Source organism: Amycolatopsis sp. lyj-23, assembly GCF_046549135.1.
Taxonomy (GTDB): domain Bacteria; phylum Actinomycetota; class Actinomycetes; order Mycobacteriales; family Pseudonocardiaceae; genus Amycolatopsis.
In genome coordinates this window covers 79,601-98,938 of record NZ_JAJPWN010000002.1, presented here as the reverse complement: position 1 = coordinate 98,938, position 19,338 = coordinate 79,601, and the positions used below count along the sequence as shown (strand labels likewise).

15 protein-coding genes are annotated in these 19,338 nt (G+C 70.8%); 6 read left to right on the top strand and 9 right to left on the bottom strand.

What is annotated here, in order from left to right; translation table 11 throughout:
- Positions 1–24: 24 nt before the first annotated feature.
- Together ACLJPY_RS03435 and ACLJPY_RS03430 are read left to right on the top strand one after the other, a co-directional pair.
- Positions 25–594 carry a TetR/AcrR family transcriptional regulator gene (locus tag ACLJPY_RS03435; protein WP_410586520.1) on the top strand — a complete coding sequence of 190 codons (570 nt, stop codon included), beginning with the start codon at positions 25–27 and terminating at the stop codon, positions 592–594.
- A 72-nt stretch (positions 595–666) separates the two neighbouring features.
- Complete coding sequence (locus ACLJPY_RS03430; RefSeq protein ID WP_410586519.1) at positions 667–1,674, top strand: medium chain dehydrogenase/reductase family protein; 1,008 nt, start codon at positions 667–669, stop codon at positions 1,672–1,674.
- Positions 1,675–1,725: 51 nt separating this feature from the next.
- On the opposite strand, the gene argG is transcribed toward ACLJPY_RS03430, so the two are convergent.
- The gene (argG, locus tag ACLJPY_RS03425; protein WP_410586518.1) at positions 1,726–3,171 is read right to left on the bottom strand and encodes an argininosuccinate synthase; all 1,446 of its coding nucleotides are present in this window, start codon (positions 3,169–3,171) and stop codon (positions 1,726–1,728) included.
- Positions 3,172–3,262: 91 nt separating this feature from the next.
- On the opposite strand from argG, the gene ACLJPY_RS03420 reads away from it, so the two are divergent.
- Positions 3,263–4,105: an aminoglycoside phosphotransferase family protein gene (locus tag ACLJPY_RS03420; protein ID WP_410586517.1), complete on the top strand. Its 843-nt coding sequence runs from the start codon at positions 3,263–3,265 to the stop codon at positions 4,103–4,105.
- A gap of 11 nt (positions 4,106–4,116) precedes the next feature.
- Here the strand turns inward: ACLJPY_RS03420 and glpD are convergent, their stop codons facing one another.
- The 3 genes from glpD to ACLJPY_RS03405 are packed head-to-tail and all read right to left on the bottom strand — an operon-like array spanning position 4,117 to position 8,173.
- Positions 4,117–5,805 (bottom strand): glycerol-3-phosphate dehydrogenase, encoded by a 1,689-nt coding sequence (gene glpD, locus ACLJPY_RS03415; RefSeq protein WP_410586516.1) that lies wholly within the window; start codon positions 5,803–5,805, stop codon positions 4,117–4,119.
- 17 nt (positions 5,806–5,822) lie between these two features.
- A complete protein-coding gene (glpK, locus tag ACLJPY_RS03410) occupies positions 5,823–7,337 on the bottom strand; it encodes a glycerol kinase GlpK (protein WP_410586515.1) in 1,515 nt (504 codons plus the stop codon).
- A 14-nt stretch (positions 7,338–7,351) separates the two neighbouring features.
- Complete coding sequence (locus ACLJPY_RS03405) at positions 7,352–8,173, bottom strand: MIP/aquaporin family protein (protein ID WP_410586514.1); 822 nt, start codon at positions 8,171–8,173, stop codon at positions 7,352–7,354.
- A gap of 154 nt (positions 8,174–8,327) precedes the next feature.
- On the opposite strand from ACLJPY_RS03405, the gene ACLJPY_RS03400 reads away from it, so the two are divergent.
- Complete coding sequence (locus ACLJPY_RS03400; protein ID WP_410586513.1) at positions 8,328–9,080, top strand: IclR family transcriptional regulator; 753 nt, start codon at positions 8,328–8,330, stop codon at positions 9,078–9,080.
- 202 nt (positions 9,081–9,282) lie between these two features.
- Positions 9,283–11,232: a glycerol kinase GlpK gene (gene glpK, locus ACLJPY_RS03395; RefSeq protein ID WP_410586512.1), complete on the top strand. Its 1,950-nt coding sequence runs from the start codon at positions 9,283–9,285 to the stop codon at positions 11,230–11,232.
- Positions 11,233–11,441: 209 nt separating this feature from the next.
- Here glpK (ACLJPY_RS03395) and ACLJPY_RS03390 read toward each other — a convergent pair whose 3' ends face one another.
- Positions 11,442–12,239 (bottom strand): substrate-binding domain-containing protein, encoded by a 798-nt coding sequence (locus tag ACLJPY_RS03390; protein ID WP_410586511.1) that lies wholly within the window; start codon positions 12,237–12,239, stop codon positions 11,442–11,444.
- Between the two features lie 240 nt (positions 12,240–12,479).
- Here ACLJPY_RS03390 and ACLJPY_RS03385 point away from each other — a divergent pair, with 240 nt between their 5' ends.
- Entirely contained in the window at positions 12,480–13,925 is a 1,446-nt protein-coding gene (locus ACLJPY_RS03385; RefSeq protein ID WP_410586510.1) for a DUF1996 domain-containing protein, read from the top strand.
- Between the two features lie 56 nt (positions 13,926–13,981).
- Here the strand turns inward: ACLJPY_RS03385 and mmsB are convergent, their stop codons facing one another.
- From mmsB to araA, 4 genes are read right to left on the bottom strand one after another with little or no spacing between them, the layout of a single operon-like run.
- Complete coding sequence (gene mmsB / locus ACLJPY_RS03380; protein ID WP_410586509.1) at positions 13,982–15,202, bottom strand: multiple monosaccharide ABC transporter permease; 1,221 nt, start codon at positions 15,200–15,202, stop codon at positions 13,982–13,984.
- A complete protein-coding gene (mmsA, locus tag ACLJPY_RS03375) occupies positions 15,199–16,719 on the bottom strand; it encodes a multiple monosaccharide ABC transporter ATP-binding protein (protein WP_410586508.1) in 1,521 nt (506 codons plus the stop codon). Before mmsA ends, mmsB begins: the two co-directional genes overlap by 4 nt.
- Positions 16,716–17,819 carry a multiple monosaccharide ABC transporter substrate-binding protein gene (chvE, locus tag ACLJPY_RS03370; RefSeq protein ID WP_410586507.1) on the bottom strand — a complete coding sequence of 368 codons (1,104 nt, stop codon included), beginning with the start codon at positions 17,817–17,819 and terminating at the stop codon, positions 16,716–16,718. The genes mmsA and chvE overlap by 4 nt, the downstream gene beginning before the upstream one ends.
- A gap of 17 nt (positions 17,820–17,836) precedes the next feature.
- Complete coding sequence (araA, locus tag ACLJPY_RS03365) at positions 17,837–19,336, bottom strand: L-arabinose isomerase (protein ID WP_410586506.1); 1,500 nt, start codon at positions 19,334–19,336, stop codon at positions 17,837–17,839.
- Positions 19,337–19,338 lie beyond the last annotated feature (2 nt).

Below are 19,338 nucleotides of genomic sequence, written 5' to 3'. Positions count from 1 at the left end.
AAGAGTGAGTGTACAGTCACTCACATGACCAGACGCGGTGCCACCCTCTCCACCTCCGACGCCCGGCGGGACGCGGTCGTCGACGCCGCCATCGCCGAGTTCGCGCGCGGTGGCTACCACAGCACCCCGATCAGCGCCGTCGCCGCCCGGGCCGACATCTCGCCCGCCTACGTCTTCAAGTTGTTCCCCGGCAAGGTTTCCCTCTTCGTCGCCGCGCTCGATCGGTGCTACGAACTCGTCGCGCACGCCCTCTCCAACGGCGCCGCCCGCGCCGGAGGCGGGGACCCCGAGAAGATCCTCTACGAGATGGGCGGCGCCTACGCCGAGCTCATCGCCGACCGGGACCTGCTCATGCTGCAGGTGCACGCCCAGTCCGCCGCCGACACCCCCGAAATCGCCGACGCCGTGCGTCGCGGCCTGGCCAAGGTCACCGAGCTGACCAAGACCCGCTCCGGCGCGGCCGACGACGAGGTGCAGCGGTTCATCGCCTACGGCCAGCTCTGCCACCTCATCGCCACCCTCGACCTCGACGACCACGTCGGCGAGTGGGCCGCCGTTCTCTCCGCCGGCATCCGCCACCCCGGAAAGAACTGACCTCCGACCAGCAGTCCCTTTTTCACGCCCGTCGAGTGATTGACCAGTCACTCACACCCGGAAGGAAGCACCATGAACGTCACCGAGATCGTCCTCCCCGGCCTCGTCGAGCCGGACGGCCTGCGCGTCGAGCACCGCGAGATCGCGCGGCCCGGCGCCGGCGAAGCCCTCGTCCGCGTCGAAGCGAGCGGGATTTCGTTCGCCGAACAGCAGATGCGGCGCGGCAAGTACTACGACCAGCCGCCGTTCCCGTTCGTGCCCGGCTACGACGTCGTGGGCACGGTCCTCGAAGCCGAGGACGCGGCCCTGGTCGGCCGCCGGGTCGCCGCCATGACCAAGATCGGCGGCTGGAGCAGCCACCTCGTCCTCGCGGAAGCCGACCTCGTCCCCGTGCCCGACGAACTCGACGCGGCCGAGGCCGAAACCTTCGTGGTCAACGGCATCACGGCGTACCAGATGCTGCACCGGTGGGCGAAGGTGCGGGCCGGCGGCACGATCCTCGTCCACGGCGCGAGCGGCGGCGTCGGCACGACGCTCGTCCAGCTCGCCCGCGCGGCCGGGATCACGGTGATCGGGACCGCGTCGGCCCGCAACCTCGACGTCGTCACCGCGCTCGGCGCGACCGCCCTCGACTACCGCGGCGACGTCCCGGCGCAGGTCCGCGCACTGGCACCCGGCGGGGTCGACGCCGTCTTCGACCACGTCGGCGGACCCGGCATCGTGGACTCGTTCCGGTTGCTCGCGCCCGGCGGCGCGCTGATCGCCTACGGCAGCGCGTCCACCAAGGACGCCGGCGGCAACCCGAGGCCCGCCGTGCTGAAGCTGGTCGCGCGGCTGCTGTGGTGGAACGCGCTGCCCAACCGGCGCCGGGCGCACTTCTACAACGTCTGGGGCGGCAAGCGGAACCTCGCCCGCTTCCGCGCGCGGCTCGCCGAAGACCTGACGGCCGTCTTCGAACTGGCGGCCAAGGGAGAGCTCAAGGCGCAGGTGGCCGCGCGGATCCCGCTCACCGACGCCGCGAAAGCTCTGGCACTGGCGGAATCCGGCACGGTCACCGGCAAGGTCGTGCTCGTCCCCTGAACGCACCGGAGGCCACCACGGCGAGCGTGGTGGCCTCCGGGTCGATGCGGATCAGTCCGTGCCGAACTCCATCGCGGCGCTGTCGAGCAGCTCCACGTCGTCGGTCTTGCCACGCGAGGCGATCACCTCGGCGCCGCCCTCGGGCATCGCGCCGATGAGCCCGGTCGACGCGGCCTGGGCGGCGCCGATCAGCTTCGGGTTCGAGCCGCCGACCATGCCGAGGCTCGCGTACTGCTCCAGCTTCGCCCGCGAGTCGGCGATGTCGAGGTTGCGCATGGTGAGCTGGCCGATCCGGTCGACCGGGCCGAACGCCGAGTCCTCGGTGCGCTCCATCGACAGCTTGTCCGGGTGGTAGCTGAACGCCGGGCCGGTCGTGTCGAGGATCGAGTAGTCCTCGCCGCGCCGCAGCCGCAGCGTCACCTCGCCGGTGACCGCGGTGCCGACCCAGCGCTGCAGCGACTCGCGCAGCATCATCGCCTGCGGGTCCAGCCAGCGGCCTTCGTACATCAGGCGGCCGAGGCGGCGGCCCTCGTTGTGGTAGCTGGCGAGGGTGTCCTCGTTGTGGATGGCGTTGACGAGCCGCTCGTAGGCGGCGTGCAGCAGCGCCATGCCCGGCGCCTCGTAGATGCCGCGGCTCTTGGCCTCGATGATCCGGTTCTCGATCTGGTCGGACATGCCGAGGCCGTGGCGGCCGCCGATGGCGTTGGCCTCGAGGACCAGGTCGACGGCGGAGGCGAACTCCTTGCCGTTGATCGTCACCGGCCGGCCGTGCTCGAAGCCGATCGTGACGTCTTCGGCCGGGATTTCGACCTCGGGGTCCCAGAACGCCACGCCCATGATCGGCTTGACGATCTCGATGCCGGTGTCGAGGTGCTCCAGCGACTTGGCCTCGTGCGTGGCGCCCCAGATGTTGGCGTCGGTCGAGTAGGCCTTCTCGGTGCTGTCGCGGTAGGGCAGGTCGTGCGCGAGCAGCCACTCCGACATCTCCTTGCGGCCGCCGAGCTCGGTGACGAAGTCCGCGTCGAGCCACGGCTTGTAGATCCGCAGGGAGGGGTTGGCCAGCAGGCCGTAGCGGTAGAACCGCTCGATGTCGTTGCCCTTGTAGGTGGACCCGTCGCCCCAGATCTGGACGTCGTCTTCGAGCATCGCGCGCACCAGCAGCGTGCCGGTGACGGCGCGGCCGAGCGGGGTGGTGTTGAAGTAGCTGCGGCCGCCGGTGCGGATGTGGAACGCGCCGCACGTCAGGGCCGCGAGACCTTCTTCGACCAGTGCTTCGCGGCAGTCGACGAGCCGGGCGATCTCGGCGCCGTACTGGCCGGCCCGGCCGGGCACCGACTCGATGTCGGGCTCGTCGTACTGCCCGATGTCGGCGGTGTAGGTGCAGGGCACCGCGCCCTTGTCGCGCATCCACGCGACCGCTACGGAAGTGTCGAGGCCACCGGAGAAGGCGATACCGACACGCTCGCCGACGGGCAGGGAAGTGAGCACCTTGGACATGCGAATGATTATGCACGCCTATGCATCACCGTGCAATCCGGGGTGCCCTGGCTCACGGAAACCCCGTTGACGTGCGTGGTTCGGTGTTCACGTGCCCGCCATCGACTCCGCGCTCGTCCGGCGGCTGCTGCGCGGGCAGTTCCCGCAGTGGGCGGGCCGGCCGATCACTCCCCTGGCCTCCGGCGGCACGGTCAACGCCGTGTTCCGCCTCGGCGACGACCTGACGGTCCGGCTGCCCCGCTCCGCCGAGGACGTCGAGGAGGAACGCCGGACCCTGAGCTCGCTCGGCGGGCTGCCGGTGGCCGTCCCCGCCGTCGCGGCGCTGGGCGAACCGGCCGAGGGGTATCCGTTTTCCTGGGCGGTGCACCGCTGGCTCGACGGCGAACCGGCGCTCGAAGGCCGCCCGGCCGAAGGCTTGGCGGAGTTCGTCGTCGCGCTGCGGGCGAACACCGCGGCCGGTCCCCCGGCCTCGCGCGGCGAGCCGCTGTCCACGGTGGACACGGCCACCCGCCGGGCGATCGAGGAGCTGAGCCGGACGGACGAGCCGTTCGACGCCGAGGCGGCCCGGCGCGTCTGGGCCGAGGCGCTCGATGCTCCACAGTGGACCGGGCCGCCGTGCTGGGTGCACGGCGACCTGATGCCGAGCAACCTCCTGCTGCGCGACGCCCGCCTGTCCGGCGTCCTCGACTGGGCCACGGCCGGCGTGGGCGACCCGGCGGCCGACCTGATCCCGGCGTGGAACCTGCTGACCGCGGCCACCCGATCCACTTTCCGCGACGTCGTGGGCGCCGACGACGCGAGCTGGGCGCGCGGCCGGGGGCGGGCGCTGTCCATGGCCGTGATCCAGCTCCCGTACTACCGGCACACGAACCCGGTCATCTCGGCCAACGCGCGGTACGTGCTCACGGAGCTGGGCTGCGTCCCGGCTCCGTGAGCACGCTCCCATCAGCTCGGCAGCAAGGCGGGCGCCGCGAGGCGGGTGGCGTTCGCCGCCGCGTCGTCCGGGGCTTCCTGCGCCGAGCGCTCCGCTTCCACGCGGGCCAGGTAGTTCGCCACCTCACGGTCGGTGCGGTGCGCGTCCCAGCCCAGCAGCGGCGCCATCAGGCCGGCGATCACCGGGGCCGCCGCGACGCCGCGGTCGCGTTCCTCGATCGAGATCCGGGTCCGCCGGGTGAGGACGTCCTCCAGGTGCAGCGCACCTTCGTGGGAGACCGCGTAGACGGCTTCCACGCGGAGGTACTCCGACGTCTCCGTGATCGGATCCCCGAGGGAAGGGTCCTCCTCGATGAGCGAAACGAGGTTCCAGATCCGCGTGCCGTACCGCTGCAGCAGGTGCTCCACGCGCGTCAGCGGCAGGCCCGTCCGCGACGCCACGGAGTACCGGTCCGCCCACAGCTCGTGGTAGCCCTCGGCGCCGACGATCGGCAGCCGGTCGGTCCACGACGGCGGCGCCGGGCGGCCGACCTCCTCGACCGCGGCGTCGACCGCGTCCGCGGCCATCACCCGGTACGTCGTGTACTTCCCGCCGGCCACGATGACCAGGCCCGGCACCGGGCGGGCCACCGCGTGCTCCCGCGACAGCTTCGTCGTCGCGGTCGCCTTCGCCGCCAGCAGCGGGCGGAGGCCCGCGTAGACGCCCTCGATGTCGTTGTGCGTCACGGGCGTGCGCAGGACGGCGTTGAGGTGCTGGAGCACGTAGTCGACATCCGCGCGGCTCGCCGCCGGGTGCTCGCGGTCGAGGTCCCACTCGGTGTCGGTGGTGCCGACGATCCAGTGCCGTCCCCACGGGATGACGAACAGCACGCTCTTCTCGGTGCGCAGGATCAGCCCGGTGTCGAGGTCGATCTTCTCCCGCGGCACCACCAGGTGGATGCCCTTCGACGCGCGGACGGTGAACGGTGCGGGGATCCCGGCCGCCTCCGCCATGTCGTCGCTCCACACACCGGTGGCGGCCACGACCGTCTTCGCCCGGATTTCGAACTCGACGCCGCTCTCGCGGTCCATCACCTTCGCCCCGACGACCCGCTCGCCGTCGCGAAGCAGCGAAGTGACGCGAGTCCGCGTGAGCACCGAAGCGCCTTGCTCGGCGGCCGTCCGCGCGATCGTCATCGTGTGGCGGGCGTCGTCGACCTGGGCGTCGTAGTACTGGATCGCCCCGATCAGCGCGTCGTCGGCCAGGCCGGGCGCCACCTTGGCGGCGCCCCGCTTGGACAGGTGCCGGTGCCGCGGCAGCGCGCGGGCGCCGCCGAGGGTGTCGTACAGCGTGACGCCGGCGCCGATGTAGCCGCGCTCCCACACCCGGTGCTGCAGCGGGACCAGGAACTTGACCGGCCGCACCAGGTGCGGGGCCAGCTTCTGCAGCAGCAGCCCGCGCTCCTTGAGCGCTTCGCGCACCAGCTTGAAGTCCAGCTGCTCCAGGTAGCGCAGGCCGCCGTGGATCAGCTTGGACGACCGGCTGGACGTCCCGGCGGCGAAGTCGCGGGCCTCGACCAGCGCGGTCGACAGCCCCCGGGAGGCGGCGTCGAGCGCGACGCCGGCCCCGGTCACTCCCCCGCCGACGACCAGGACGTCGACCTCCTCATCGACCAGCTTCCGCAGCGTGTCGGCCCGGTACTGCGGGGAAAGCGGGGTCACGGTGTTCCTCCTTGCGTTCACTGCACGTCGACCCAGTCGAGCGTGCGGCCGACGGCCTTCTGCCAGCCCGCGTAGCCCTCGGCGCGCTGCTCGTCGCTCCACGACGGCGTCCAGCGCTTGTCCTCGTTCCAGTTCTGCTCGAGCTCGTCGGTCGACTTCCAGAAGCCGACCGCCAGCCCGGCCGCGTACGCCGCGCCGAGCGCGGTGGTCTCGGCGACGACCGGCTTGGACACCGGCACGCCGAGGATGTCCGCCTGCAGCTGCATGCACAGCTCGTTGGCCGTGACACCGCCGTCGACCCGCAGCACGTCGAGCGTGACACCGGAGTCGTTCTGCATGGCCTCGACGACGTCGCGGGTCTGGTAGCAGATCGCCTCCAGGGTGGCCCGGGCCAGATGAGCGTTGGTCGTGGCGCGGGTGAGCCCGACGATCGCGCCGCGGGCGTCGGAGCGCCAGTAGGGGGCGAACAGGCCGGAGAACGCCGGGACGAAGTAGACGCCGCCGTTGTCCGCGACCTGGCGGGCCAGGCTCTCGCTCTGGGACGCGCCGCTGATGATGCCCAGCTGGTCGCGCAGCCACTGCACGGCCGAGCCGGTGACGGCGATCGAGCCTTCCAGCGCGTAGACCGGCTTGTCGTCGCCGAACTGGTAGCACAGGGTCGTCAGCAGGCCGTGCTTCGAGCGGACCAGCTCCTGGCCGGTGTTGAGCAGCAGGAAGTTGCCGGTGCCGTAGGTGTTCTTGGCCTCGCCGGGGCGGAAGCAGACCTGGCCGACCGTGGCGGCCTGCTGGTCGCCGAGGACGCCGGTGATGGCGACCTCGCCGCCGAGCGGGCCGTCCGCGCGAGTGGTGCCGAAGCCCGGGTTCGACGACGGCCGGATCGCCGGGAGCATCTGCCGCGGGACGTTGAAGAACGACAGGAGCTCGTCGTCCCAGTCCAGCGTTTCGAGGTCCATCAGCATGGTGCGGGAGGCGTTGGTCGGGTCGGTGACGTGCACGCCGCCGTCCGGGCCGCCGGTGAGGTTCCAGATCAGCCACGAGTCGGTGGTGCCGAAGAGGGCGTCACCCTTCTCGGCGTCCTCGCGCACGCCGGGGATGTTCTCGAGGATCCACTGCAGCTTGCCGCCGGAGAAGTAGGTGGCGGGCGGCAGGCCGGCCTTGCGGCGGATGATGTCGCCCTTGCCCTCGCGCTCGAGCGCGGAGGCGATCCGGTCGGTGCGGGTGTCCTGCCAGACGATGGCGTTGCCGTACGGCCGTCCGGTCCGGCGGTTCCACACGACGGTGGTCTCGCGCTGGTTGGTGATGCCGAGCGCGGCCAGGTCCGTGACGCTCAGGTTGGCCTTGTTGAGCGCGGTCGCGATGACCGAGCGGGTGCGTTCCCAGATCTCGGTGGCGTCGTGCTCCACCCAGCCCGGCTTGGGCAGGATCTGCTCGTGTTCGAGCTGGTGGCGGGCGATCTCGTTGCCGCCGTGGTCGAAGATCATGAAGCGGGTGCTGGTCGTGCCCTGGTCCACGGCACCGACGAAGTCCGGCATGGTGGTGCTCCTACTCAGTTGGCGGGCTCGAGGTCCTTGGCGGGCATGGCGTCCAGCGGGTCCCCGGCGGGCAGGAACCGCTCGATCAGGTACTTGTAGATCGCACCGCCGACGAGGGCGCCGAGGATCGGGCCCACGATCGGGATCCACCAGTAGGGGAAGCCGTACTGGTCGGTGAACGCCGTGTCGTAGCCGGTCAGCCAGGAGGCCAGGCGCGGGCCGAAGTCGCGGGCGGGGTTGATCGCGTAGCCGGCGTCGGTGCCCCAGGCCATGCCGATGGCGACGACGAGGAAGCCGACGACGACCGGGGCCAGGTTCGGCCCCGGCGAGGTGTTGCGCAGGTCGGTGATGGCGAAGAGGACGATCAGCAGGATCGCGGTGCCGATGATCTGGTCGCGGAAGGCACCCCAGTCACCCACCGGCAGCGTGCCGTTACCCGGAAGGGTGGAGAACACGCCCTGGGTCTTGATCGTCAGGCCCGGGTCCTTGGCGTTGAGCACCTCGGTGTAGTTCCAGCGCACCAGCAGCGCGGCCAGGAACGCGCCGGCGGTCTGGGCCACGGCGTAGGGGGCGACCTTGCGCCATTCGAAGCCCTTGAACACCGCGAGCGCGATGGTCACGGCCGGGTTCAGGTGCGCGCCGCTGATCCGCGAAGCGACGTAGACACCGAGCGTGACGCCGAGCCCCCAGGCCCAGGCGATGCTGTCGTGGTCCCCGATGCCCGCGGCGACGACCTGCGCCACCACGCCGCACCCGAACAGGATGAGGATCATCGTCCCCACGAACTCGGCGGCCATCTCGCCGACGAGCCCGCGGGCCTTGAGGCTTCGCACCATTGCTTTCCTCCACAAAGGACCTTGTCCCCCTATTGGTGGATGAAAGTTAAGTTCGCGTGTCGACCCGGTCAACGGACGCCGGTCGGCATTGTCGAACGGCCGATGTGGATGTTCGACATTGTCGAATCGCGGCCGGTCGGGTTAGGGTCGCGCGGTGCCGGGTCCGATCCAGTCCATCGAACGCGCCGCCGCGATCCTGCGGTTGCTGGCGCGCGGCTCGGGGCGTCTGGGGGTCGGCGAGATCGCCGAGTCGCTCGAACTGGCGAAGGGCACCGCGCACGGGATCCTGCGCACGCTGCAGGGCGTCGGGTTCGTCGAGCAGGACCGCGACACGGGCAAGTACCAGCTCGGCGCGGCGCTGCTGCACCTGGGCACGAGCTACCTGGACGTCAACGAGCTGCGGTCCCGGGCGATCAACTGGGCCGACGCGCTGGCCGCCCGCAGCGGCGAGGCGGTCCGGATCGGCGCCCCGCTGGAAGGCCGGGTGCTGGTCGTGCACCACGTGTTCCGCCCGGACGACAGCCTGCAGACCCTGGACGTCGGCACGCTGCTGCCGCTGCACGCCACCGCACTGGGCAAGGTCCTGCTGGCCTACGACACGACGCTGAAGGCGACGCCGGAGCCGTACACGCGCCGCACCCTGGTCACCCAGACGGCGATCAAGCGGGCGTGTGCGAAGGTACGGGAGGCGGGCTGGGCGGCCGAGAACGGCGAGATGATCGCCGGCGAGGCCGGGATCGCGGCCCCGATCCGCGGTCATGGCGGCATCGTCGTGGGCGCGATCGGCGTGTCGGGCGCGGCGGAGCGGATCTGCGAGCCCGACGGCGCCCCGAGCCCGAGACTGCTGACCCAGGTCCGCGACGCGGCCCGCGCGGTGTCCCGCGACCTGGGTGCGGCCCGGTGGTGAAGGAGGATACGAGGGTGACCCGCCGGTGCACGGCTCCCGCCGCCAGGGCTGCGTTCGACCGCGTCCGGATCGGTTACGAGGCCGGCCGCCGCCCGAGGCCGGACTCCCCGCCCCGCCGGCCCGCGCCTTCCGCCGCCGGACGCGCGGCCCGGCACCCCGCGCAGCCCGTCCCGAGCACGCCCCGGCCGAGGGAGGTGAATCGATGGTCCAGCGGTACGTGATGTCCATCGACCAGGGCACCACCTCCACCCGGTGCATCCTGTTCGACGCGCGCGGCCGGCTCGTCTCCGTCGTGCAGCGGGAGCACCAGCAGCACTTCCCGCGGCCCGGCTGGGTCGAGCACGACGCGACCGAGATCTGGCGGAACCTCTCCCGGATCGTCCCGCAGGCGCTGGCCGACGCCGGGGCGACCGCCGAGCAGGTCGTCGGGCTCGGTATCGCCAACCAGCGCGAGACGACTGTCCTGTGGGACCGGCGGACCGGCAACCCGGTCGGGCGGGCGATCGTCTGGCAGGACACCCGCACCGACGCCATGCTCGAACAGCTCGCCCGCGAACCCGGCGCCGATCGCGTCCGGCGGCTGTGCGGCCTGCCCCTGGCCACCTACTTCTCGGCGCCGCGCATCCGCTGGCTGCTCGAACGCACCCCCGGCCTGCGCGAGCGCGCCGAACGCGGGGACGTGCTCTTCGGCACCATCGAGAGCTGGCTCATCTGGAACCTCACCGGCGGCGCCGAGGGCGGCGTGCACGTCACCGACGTCACCAACGCGTCACGCACCATGCTGATGAACCTGCGCACCCTTTCGTGGGACGACGAGCTCCTGGAGTTCTTCGACGTCCCGCGCGCGATGCTGCCGGAGATCCGGTCGTCGACGGAGGTCTACGGGACGACGTCACGCGTGGTGCCGGGCATCCGGATCGCCGCCGCGCTGGGTGACCAGCAGGCCGCGCTGTTCGGGCAGACGTGCTTCGCGCCCGGCGAGGCGAAGTGCACGTACGGCACGGGCAGCTTCCTGCTGCTGAACACCGGCCCGACCCCGGTGCTGTCCACCCACGGGATGCTCACCACGGTCGGGTTCAAGGTCGGCGACGAGCCGGCGGTGTACGCGCTCGAAGGGTCGATCGCCGTCACCGGGTCACTGGTGCAGTGGTTCCGCGACGGGCTGGAGCTGATCGGCAGCGCGCCGGAGATCGAGACGCTCGCCCGGACGGTCGAGGACAACGGCGGCTGCTACATCGTGCCCGCGTTCTCCGGCCTGTTCGCCCCGCACTGGCACAGCGAGGCGCGCGGGGTGATCGCCGGGCTGACGTCGTACATCACGAAGGGCCACCTGGCCCGGGCGGTGCTGGAGGCGACCGGCTGGCAGACCCGCGAGGTCGTCGACGCGATGAACGCGGACTCGGGGCTGGCGTTGTCTTCGCTGAAGGTCGACGGCGGCATGACGGCCGACAACCTGCTGATGCAGTTCGTCGCCGACGTCCTCGACGTGCCGGTGGTGCGCCCGATGGTGGCGGAGACGGTGTCGCTCGGCGCGGCTTACGCAGCGGGGTTGTCCGTCGGGTACTGGCCGGACCTGGAGGGGCTGCGGCGCAACTGGCACCGGGCGGGCCAGTGGCTGCCGGCGATGGACCCGGCCCGCCGCGACTCCGAGTACGCGCACTGGCGCCAGGCGGTGGAGCTGACGTTCGGCTGGATGCGCCCGGCCCCCGCCGCGGCGGCGCCGGGTTCCGACCTGGTCGAGGTGCTGTTGGCCGACCACCGCCGGTTCGAGCAGCTGCTGCGCGACCTGCGCAACAGCGAAGCGGACCGGCCGGCGCTGGCGGCGGAGCTGTCGGCCCTGCTGGTGGCGCACGCGACGGCGACCGAGCGGATCGTCCAGCCGGCATCCTCGGGTGCGCCGTTCGCCGAGGAGCTGCTGGCGGTCCTGGAGGGCGACGACTTCGAGAAGGCGTTGCCGCGGCTGGAAAACGTCGTGGACGCGCACGTGCGAGGCGAGGAACGCGGGCTGTTGAACGAACTGCGCCGGAGCATGTCCACTTCGGACCGGACGGGGCTGGGCCGGGCGTTCGTCGCGGAGCGCCGCCGCCAGCTGGACCTCGACTGCGGCGGCGTCGAGCACCTTCGCGGGCTGGGCGACCGGCTCAGGTTGTGAAGCCCGTTGCTCCGCCCGGCCGGACTTCGCTGCCGGCACGGGCCACTCTGCCCTCGGGGTGACGCCGGGTCCGCGCCCTGCCTCGACCCGGGTGCCGGGGTGAAGACTGCGGGGCACCGTTCGGCGGCGAGGTCCGGCGACGCCCCAACCCCGCGCTGCGCGGCACGGCGGCCCTGCCCTTGACCAGGTGGTCCAGGAGCCCGAACCGCTCAGGCGCCCTTGAGGCAGCGGCTGCTCTCCCGCACCACCAGCTCGACCTCCGCCGTGTCGCGCACCGGTGCCGGGGTCTGGCGGCCCGCCGCCACGTGGTCCTGGCGGACCGTCGTCAACGGCGGGGCGTAGTAAGCCGCCTCGGGGACGTCGTCGAAGCCGACCACGTGGGCGTCGCGCGGGACTCGCATGCCCGCCTCGGTGAACGCCGCCAACAGGCCCAGTGCCATGTGGTCGTTCGCCGAAAACACCGCGCCCACCCCGGATTCGACCGCCAGGGACTGGCCCGCGCGGAAGCCGGACCGGGCCGACCAGTCGCCGCGGACCACCGGGGGCACGTCGGCTCCGTGGCGTTCGAGCGTTTCGCGCCAGCCCCGCTCGCGGGCGCGGGCCACCGGGCCCTCCTCCGGGCCGCCGAGGTGCCAGACCGTCGGGTGGCCCAGCTCCAGGAGGTGCTCGGTGGCCCGGCGCGCGCCCGCGTACTGATCGGTGGCCGCCGCGGGGACCAGCGGGATGGCCGCGACCGGGGCCAACTCGGCCAGGAGGTGCCCGTCGAGGACCACGATCCCGGCCACCCCCTGCAGCTGCAGGCCGGCCACTGCCGCCAGCACCGCCGGACCGCTGGGGCGGGACACGCTGAACACGCTCAACGCGTACTCCTGCTCGCGCGCGGCCGCGCGGAGGCCGTGCAGCACCGGTCCCGACGCCGACGCCCCGGTCGCGATCACGCCGAGCGTGCCCCGCCCGCGCATCCGCGCGGCGAGCGGGCTGGCCGGACCTGCGTCGTCCACGGGCATGCGCCGATGTTAGCGATCACACCGGCAGACGTGAACTTCGTTCACCTTCCATAAATAACGAAAAGGTAACGCACTGAACCGACCGGTGGTGAGGTCCGTTCCCCGCAATGCCGGAACCAGTGACACCGGGCGGGTTCCCCCGATGCCCGCGCCCCGGTGCGCACTCCCCGGGTTCCGCGCGTCTCCAGCCCGGGCACGCAGGCTTTCTTCGGCGTGCCCGGAAAACCGAACGAGGTGAACATGGCCCGGAATACTTCCCGCACCCCCGCCACGGGCAGACATCGCATCTCCCGCCGCACGAAGATCGCGACCGGGGGCCTGGCGCTCGCGCTGGCCGTCGGCGGCATCGTCGTCGCCACCACCGCCGGCCGCACCGGCGAGGCGAGTGCCGATCCCGCCGACAAGTCCTTCTTCATCGACATCGCGAAGGTCCCGTCGGGCATCAACGTGAACAAAGCGCTGCAGCAGAAGGGCGCCCGCGGCACGTTCACGGTGGACTGCGGCCGCAACGAGAACCAGCACTTCAACCCGGACAACTTCATCGCGCAGCCGGGGATCAAGAACGGTGCCCAGCACCTGCACGACTACGTCGGCAACCTCTCCACCAACGCCGACTCCAACAACAAGAGCCTCGTCAAGGCCGGCACGACCTGCAAGAACGGCGACAAGTCCGCCTACTTCTGGCCCGTCGTGCGCATCGACACCGGCGACGCCGAGAAGAACCCGCCGGCCACGCAGCCCGACCGCGCCGGCAGCGCCAAGGACAAGGCGAGCGCCCAGGTCGACTGCCCCGACGTCGCGAGCAAGCTGCCCGACGTCCCCGACCAGGCGATGGACGAGGTCAACCGCAACCTCGACCTGCTCGACAAGCAGATCGACGAGGCGAACAAGCGGATCGCGAACGGCGACCTGAAGACCCCGCAGGACATCCAGAACGCCGTCGTCGGCCCGCTCAAGGACAAGCGCGCGGCCACCATCGACCGGATCGCCATCGCGATCGGCCGCCGGGCCGCGAAGCCGACCAACCTCGGCGGGCTCGCCCCGTGCGCGCTCAAGCAGAACGGCCAGGGCGGCCTCGACAACGGCGGCCAGAACTCGGGCGGCCAGGCGGGCGAGCTGCCCGGCGTCAACGACAAGAACGAGGTCGGCGACAACGACGGCGAGATCCAGCGCGTCCAGTCGGCGACGATCACGTTCACCAGCGGCGGCGCGAGCAAGGTCGTGGCGATGCCGCAGTTCCTCCGGATCCTGTACGGCGACGCCAAGCAGAGCACCAACGGCCCGGCCAACGCCCGGCCGAGCTGGACCTGCACCGGCTTCGAGGACCGGCTCACCGACCACTACCCGATCTGCCCGCAGGGCAGCAAGGTCGAGCGCATCCACGCCTTCCCGAACTGCTGGGACGGCAAGAACATCGACAGCGCCAACCACCGCACGCACATCGTGTTCGCCGACCAGCAGGGCAAGTGCCCGCAGGGCTTCAAGAACGTGCCGCAGCTGGTGATCAAGCTGGTCTACAACATCCCGCACGACATCCAGGTCAAGGGCCAGTACAAAGTGGACGCCTTCGCCCAGGAGAAGCACAACCCACGCTCGGACCACGACGACTTCGCCAACGTCATGGGCCAGCGCCTGATGAACCAGGCCGTCAACTGCATCAACACCGGCAAGCGCTGCAGCCAGTGAGCACGAAGGCCGCCTCGGGGTCGGACCCCGAGGCGGCCTTCGGACACCCAGCCGGGTCAGGAAGCTGCGCGGCGCTTCGTCCAGATGTCGTACGCCACCGCGGCCAGCAGGACGACGCCCTTGACCAGCATCACCCGCTCGCTCGGGGCGCCGATCAGGGACATGCCGTTGTTGATCACCGCCATGATCAGGCCGCCGGTGATCGCGCCGACCACCTTGCCCACGCCGCCCTGGACCGCCGCGCCGCCGATGAACGCCGCCGCGATCGCGTCGAGCTCGAAGTTGACGCCCGCCGTCGGGCCCGCCTGGTTGAGCCGGCCGGCGAAGATGATGCCCGCCAGCGCCGCCAGGACGCCCATGTTGACGAAGATCCAGAACGTCACCTGCTTGACCTTGACGCCCGAGAGCGTCGCGGCCTGCAGGTTGCCGCCCACGGCGTAGATGTGCCTGCCGAACACCGACTTGCCCGCCACCAGCGAGTAGCCGAGCACCAGCACCGCCAGCAGGATGAGCACCCACGGCAGGTTCTTGAACCGCGCCAGCTGGACGACCAGCGCGAGCACCAGCACCGCGATCCCGGCCAGCTTCAGCACGAACACGCCGAACGGGTCGACGTCCTGGCCGTAGCCCAGCCGGCCCATCCGCTTGCGCCACTGGGTGAACACGATCCCGGCCACCGCGGCGACGCCGGCGAGCAGCGACACCAGGTCGGCGCCGCCGAGCGGGCCGAGGCCGATGTTGCCGAGGTAGCCGTCGGTGAAGCCGTTGGACAGCGTGCGGATCGCGTCCGGGAACGGGCCGATGCCCTGGTTGCCCAGCACGGTCAGGGTCAGCGCCCGGAACGCCAGCATGCCGGCGAGCGTCACGATGAACGCCGGGATGCCGAAGTAGGCGACCCAGTAGCCCTGCCACGCCCCGATCGCCGCGCCGACGACGAGGGTGATCAGCACCGCGAGGAACCACGGCACGTGCGAGTTCACCATCAGCACCGCCGACACCGCGCCGGTCATCGCGACCACCGACCCGGCGGACAGGTCGATGTGCCCGGAGATGATCACCAGGATCATCCCGATCGCGAGGATCAGCACGTAGCTGTTCTGCACGATGATGTTGGAGATGTTCTGCGGTTCCAGCAGCGCGCCACCGGTGAGCACCTCGAACAGCACCACGATCAGCGCGAACGCGACGTAGATGCCGCTCTGGCGCGGGTTGATCGAGATCCTCCGCTTGGAGCGCTCAACCGGGGGCACGGCGGGCCGCGCTTCGGTCGTGGTCATTCCCGTTCCTTAGTCATGTACTGCATCAGCAGTTCCTGAGTGGCTTCTTCGCGCCTGGCCTCGCCGGTGATCCGCCCCGCCGACAGCGCGTAGATCCGGTCGCACAGCCCGAGCAGCTCCGGCAGCTCGGAGGAGATGACCAGGACGGCCTTCCCCTGGGCGGCCAGTTCGTTGATGATCGTGTAGATCTCGAACTTCGCGCCCACGTCGATGCCGCGGGTCGGTTCGTCGAGGATCAGCACGTCCGGATCGGTGAAGATCCACTTGGCCAGCACGACCTTCTGCTGGTTGCCGCCGGACAGCTTCCCGGTCACGCTCTGCACGCTGGGCGCCTTGATCCGCAGGTCGCGGCGGTAGGAGTTGGCCGTGTCGTGCTCGGCGTGCTCGTTGACCCAGCCGCGCCTGGCCAGCTTGCCCAGCCCGGCCGCGGACACGTTGCGCTGGATGTCCTCGATCAGGTTGAGCCCGTAGCGCTTCCGGTCCTCGGTGGCGTAGGCGATGCCGTGGCGGACGGCCTCCTGCACCGACCGGACCTCGATCTCCTGGCCGTGCTTGAGGATCCGCCCGGAGATGTCCTTGCCCCACGACCGGCCGAACACGCTCATCGCGAGCTCGGTCCGGCCCGCGCCCATCAGCCCGGCCAGGCCGACGATCTCCCCGCGCCGCAGCGAAAGCGACGCGTGGTCGACGACGACCCGGCCGGCCTGGGTCGGGCTGTGCACGGTCCAGTCCTCGATCCGCAGCACCTCTTCGCCGATCTGCGGCTCCCGGGGCGGGAACCGGTGCTCGAGGTCGCGGCCGACCATGCCGGTGATGATGCGCTCTTCCGTCAGCCCCGCCGCTTCCAGGGTCTCGATCGTCTTGCCGTCACGCAGGATCGTGACGGTGTCGGCGATCGCCGTCACCTCACCGAGCTTGTGCGAAATGATCACGCACGTGACGCCTTCGTCCCGCAGCCCGCGCAGCAGCTCGAGCAGGTGGGCCGAGTCGTCGTCGTTGAGCGCCGCGGTGGGCTCGTCGAGGATGAGGAGCTTGACCTCTTTGGACAGTGCCTTGGCGATCTCGACCAGCTGCTGCTTGCCGACGCCGAGTTCCTGCACCGCCCGCGTGGGGTTTTCGGCGAGGCCGACGCGCCGCAGGAGCGCGCCGGCCTCGTGGTTGGTGCGGTTCCAGTCGATCCAGCCCCGCTTCTGCTGTTCGTTGCCGAGGAAGATGTTCTCCGCGATCGACAACTGGCCGCACAGCGCGAGTTCCTGGTGGATGATCACGATCCCGCGCCGTTCGCTGTCGCGCACCGACCCGAACTCGCACCGCTGCCCGTCGAAGGTGATCTCGCCGTCGTAGCTCCCGTGCGGGTAGACGCCCGAGAGCACCTTCATCAGGGTGGACTTCCCGGCGCCGTTCTCCCCGCAGATCGCGTGGATTTCCCCGCGGCGCACGGAAAGGTTGACGTCCGACAGCGCCTTGACCCCGGGGAAGGTCTTGGTGATCCCGCGCATGCCGAGCAGTTCGGTCATTTCAGCTGACCTGCCGTGTAGTAGCCCGAGTCGACGAGTTCCTTCTGGTAGTTCGACTTGTCCACGGTGACCGGCTGCAGCAGGTAGGACGGGACGACCTTCTTGCCGTTGTCGTAGTCCTTCGTGTTGTTGACCTCGGGCTTGCCGCCCTTCAGCACCGCGTCGGCCATCTTGACGGTGGTGTCGGCGAGCTTGCGCGTGTCCTTGAAGATCGTCGAGTACTGCTCACCGGCGATGATCGACTTGACCGAGGCGACCTCGGCGTCCTGCCCGGTGACGATCGGGTACGGCTGGCCGGCGGTGCCGTAGCCGTTGCTCTTCAGCGCCGACAGGATGCCGATCGACAGGCCGTCGTACGGCGAGAGCACGCCCTGGACCTTCGCGCCACCGGTGTAGGTCTTGGTGAGCAGGTCCTCCATGCGCCGCTGCGCGGTGGCCGGGTCCCAGCGCAGGATGGCCGCGCGGGCGAAGTCGGTCTGGCCGCTCTTGACGACCAGCTTGCCGCTGTCGATCAGCGGCTTGAGGACCGACATCGCGCCGTTGAAGAAGAAGGTGGCGTTGTTGTCGTCCGGCGAACCGGCGAACAGCTCGACGTTGAACGGTCCCGCGCCCGTGCCCAGGCCCTTGACCAGCGAGTTCGCCTGCTCGACGCCGACCTTGAAGTTGTCGAAGGTGGCGTAGTAGTCGACGTTCGGCGAGTTGCGGATCAGCCGGTCGTAGGCGATGACCGGGATCTTCTTGTCCGCGGCTTCCTGCAGCTGGGTGGTGATCGCGGTGCCGTCGATCGAGGCGATGACCAGGAGCTTGGCGCCCTTGGTGATCTGGTTCTCGATCTGGTTCACCTGGGTGGGGATGTCGTTCTCGGCGTACTGCAGGTCGACCTTGTAGCCGAGCTTCTCCAGGGCGGCCTTGATGTTGTCGCCGTCGTGGATCCAGCGTTCCGACGACTTCGTCGGCATCGTGACGCCGACCAGGCTGCCCTCGGCGCTCGCGCCGGGAGCGGCCGTCTGGTCCGCGGTCTTCTGGCTCGAACCGCACGCCGACAGCGTGAGCGCGAGCCCCGCGGCGGCGAGCGCCGCGATTCCTCTGGTGAACTTCATCGTTCCTTCTTCCTTTCTCAGAAGCCCTGAGCGAGCCGGTGGTACGCCTGGTTCCAGCGGATGCGGTCGGCGAAGTCGTGCGGCGTCGTGTCCTTGTCGATCACCAGCAGTTCCACGCCGAGCAGGTTCGCGAAGTCGCGAAGGGTTTCCGTGCCCACCGCCTGGGTGAGCACGGTGTGGTGCGGGCCGCCCGCGGTGATCCAGGACTCCGCCGACGTCGACAGCGACGGCGCCGGCTCCCACACCGCGCGCGCCACCGGCAGGTTCGGCAGCGGCTCGTCCGGCGTGACGACCTCGATCTCGTTGGCGACCAGGCGGAACCGGTCGCCGAGGTCGACCAGGCCGAGGACGACGCCGGGCCCGGGGGCGGCGTCGAACACGAGGCGGACCGGGTCCTCGCGGCCGCCGATGCCGAGCGCGTGGATCTCGCAGGACGGCTTGGCGGCGGCGATGCTCGGGCAGACCTCCAGCATGTGCGCGCCGAGGATCTTCGGCTTGCCCGGCCCGAAGTGGTAGGTGTAGTCCTCCATGAACGACGTGCCGCGCTCGCGGCCCACGCTCATGGCCTTCACCGCGGCGAGCAGCGCCGAGGTCTTCCAGTCGCCCTCGCCGCCGAAGCCGTAGCCGTCGGCCATCAGCCGCTGCACGGCGAGGCCGGGCAGCTGCCGCAGGCCGCCGAGGTCCTCGAAGTTCGTCGTGAACGCGCCGAAGCCGCCGTCGGTGAGGAACTTCCGCAGCCCGGCTTCGATGCGGGCCGCGTAGCGCAGCGACTCGTGCCGCGCTCCCCCGGCCGCCAGGTCCGGCACCACGTCGTAGTCCGCGGCGTAGGCCGCCACGAGCTCGTCGACGTCCGAAACCGCGTCCACGAGCTCGACCAGGTCGTTGACCCCGTAGGTGTTGACCGAGACACCGAACCGCAGCTCGGCCTCGACCTTGTCGCCTTCGGTGACGGCGACGTCGCGCATGTTGTCGCCGAAGCGGGCCAGCCGCAGGTTGCGCAGGTGGTCGGCGCCGATCGCGGCCCGCGCCCACGCGTCGATCCGGGCGACCACGGCCGGGTCCGACACGTGCCCGGCCACGGTCTTGCGCGGCACGCCGAGGCGGGTCTGGATGAACCCGAACTCGCGGTCGCCGTGCGCGGCCTGGTTGAGGTTCATGAAGTCCATGTCGATGGTGGCCCACGGCAGCGTCTCGTTGAGCTGCGTGTGCAGGTGCAGCAGCGGCTTGCGCAGCGCGTCCAGCCCGGTGATCCACATCTTCGCGGGCGAGAAGGTGTGCATCCAGGCGATCACGCCGACGCAGGCGGCGTCGGCGTTGGCCTCCTGCAGCACGCGGCGGATCGACGCGGCCTCGGTGAGCACCGGCTTCCCGACGATCTCGGCCGGGAGCGCGCCCGAGGCGGTCAGCAGCTGCTGGATGCGCAGCGACTGGCCGGCGACCTGCTCGAGGGTCTCCTCGCCGTAGAGGGCCTGGCTGCCGGTGAGGAACCAGAGCTGGGGTTTCGACGCCGAAGTCATCG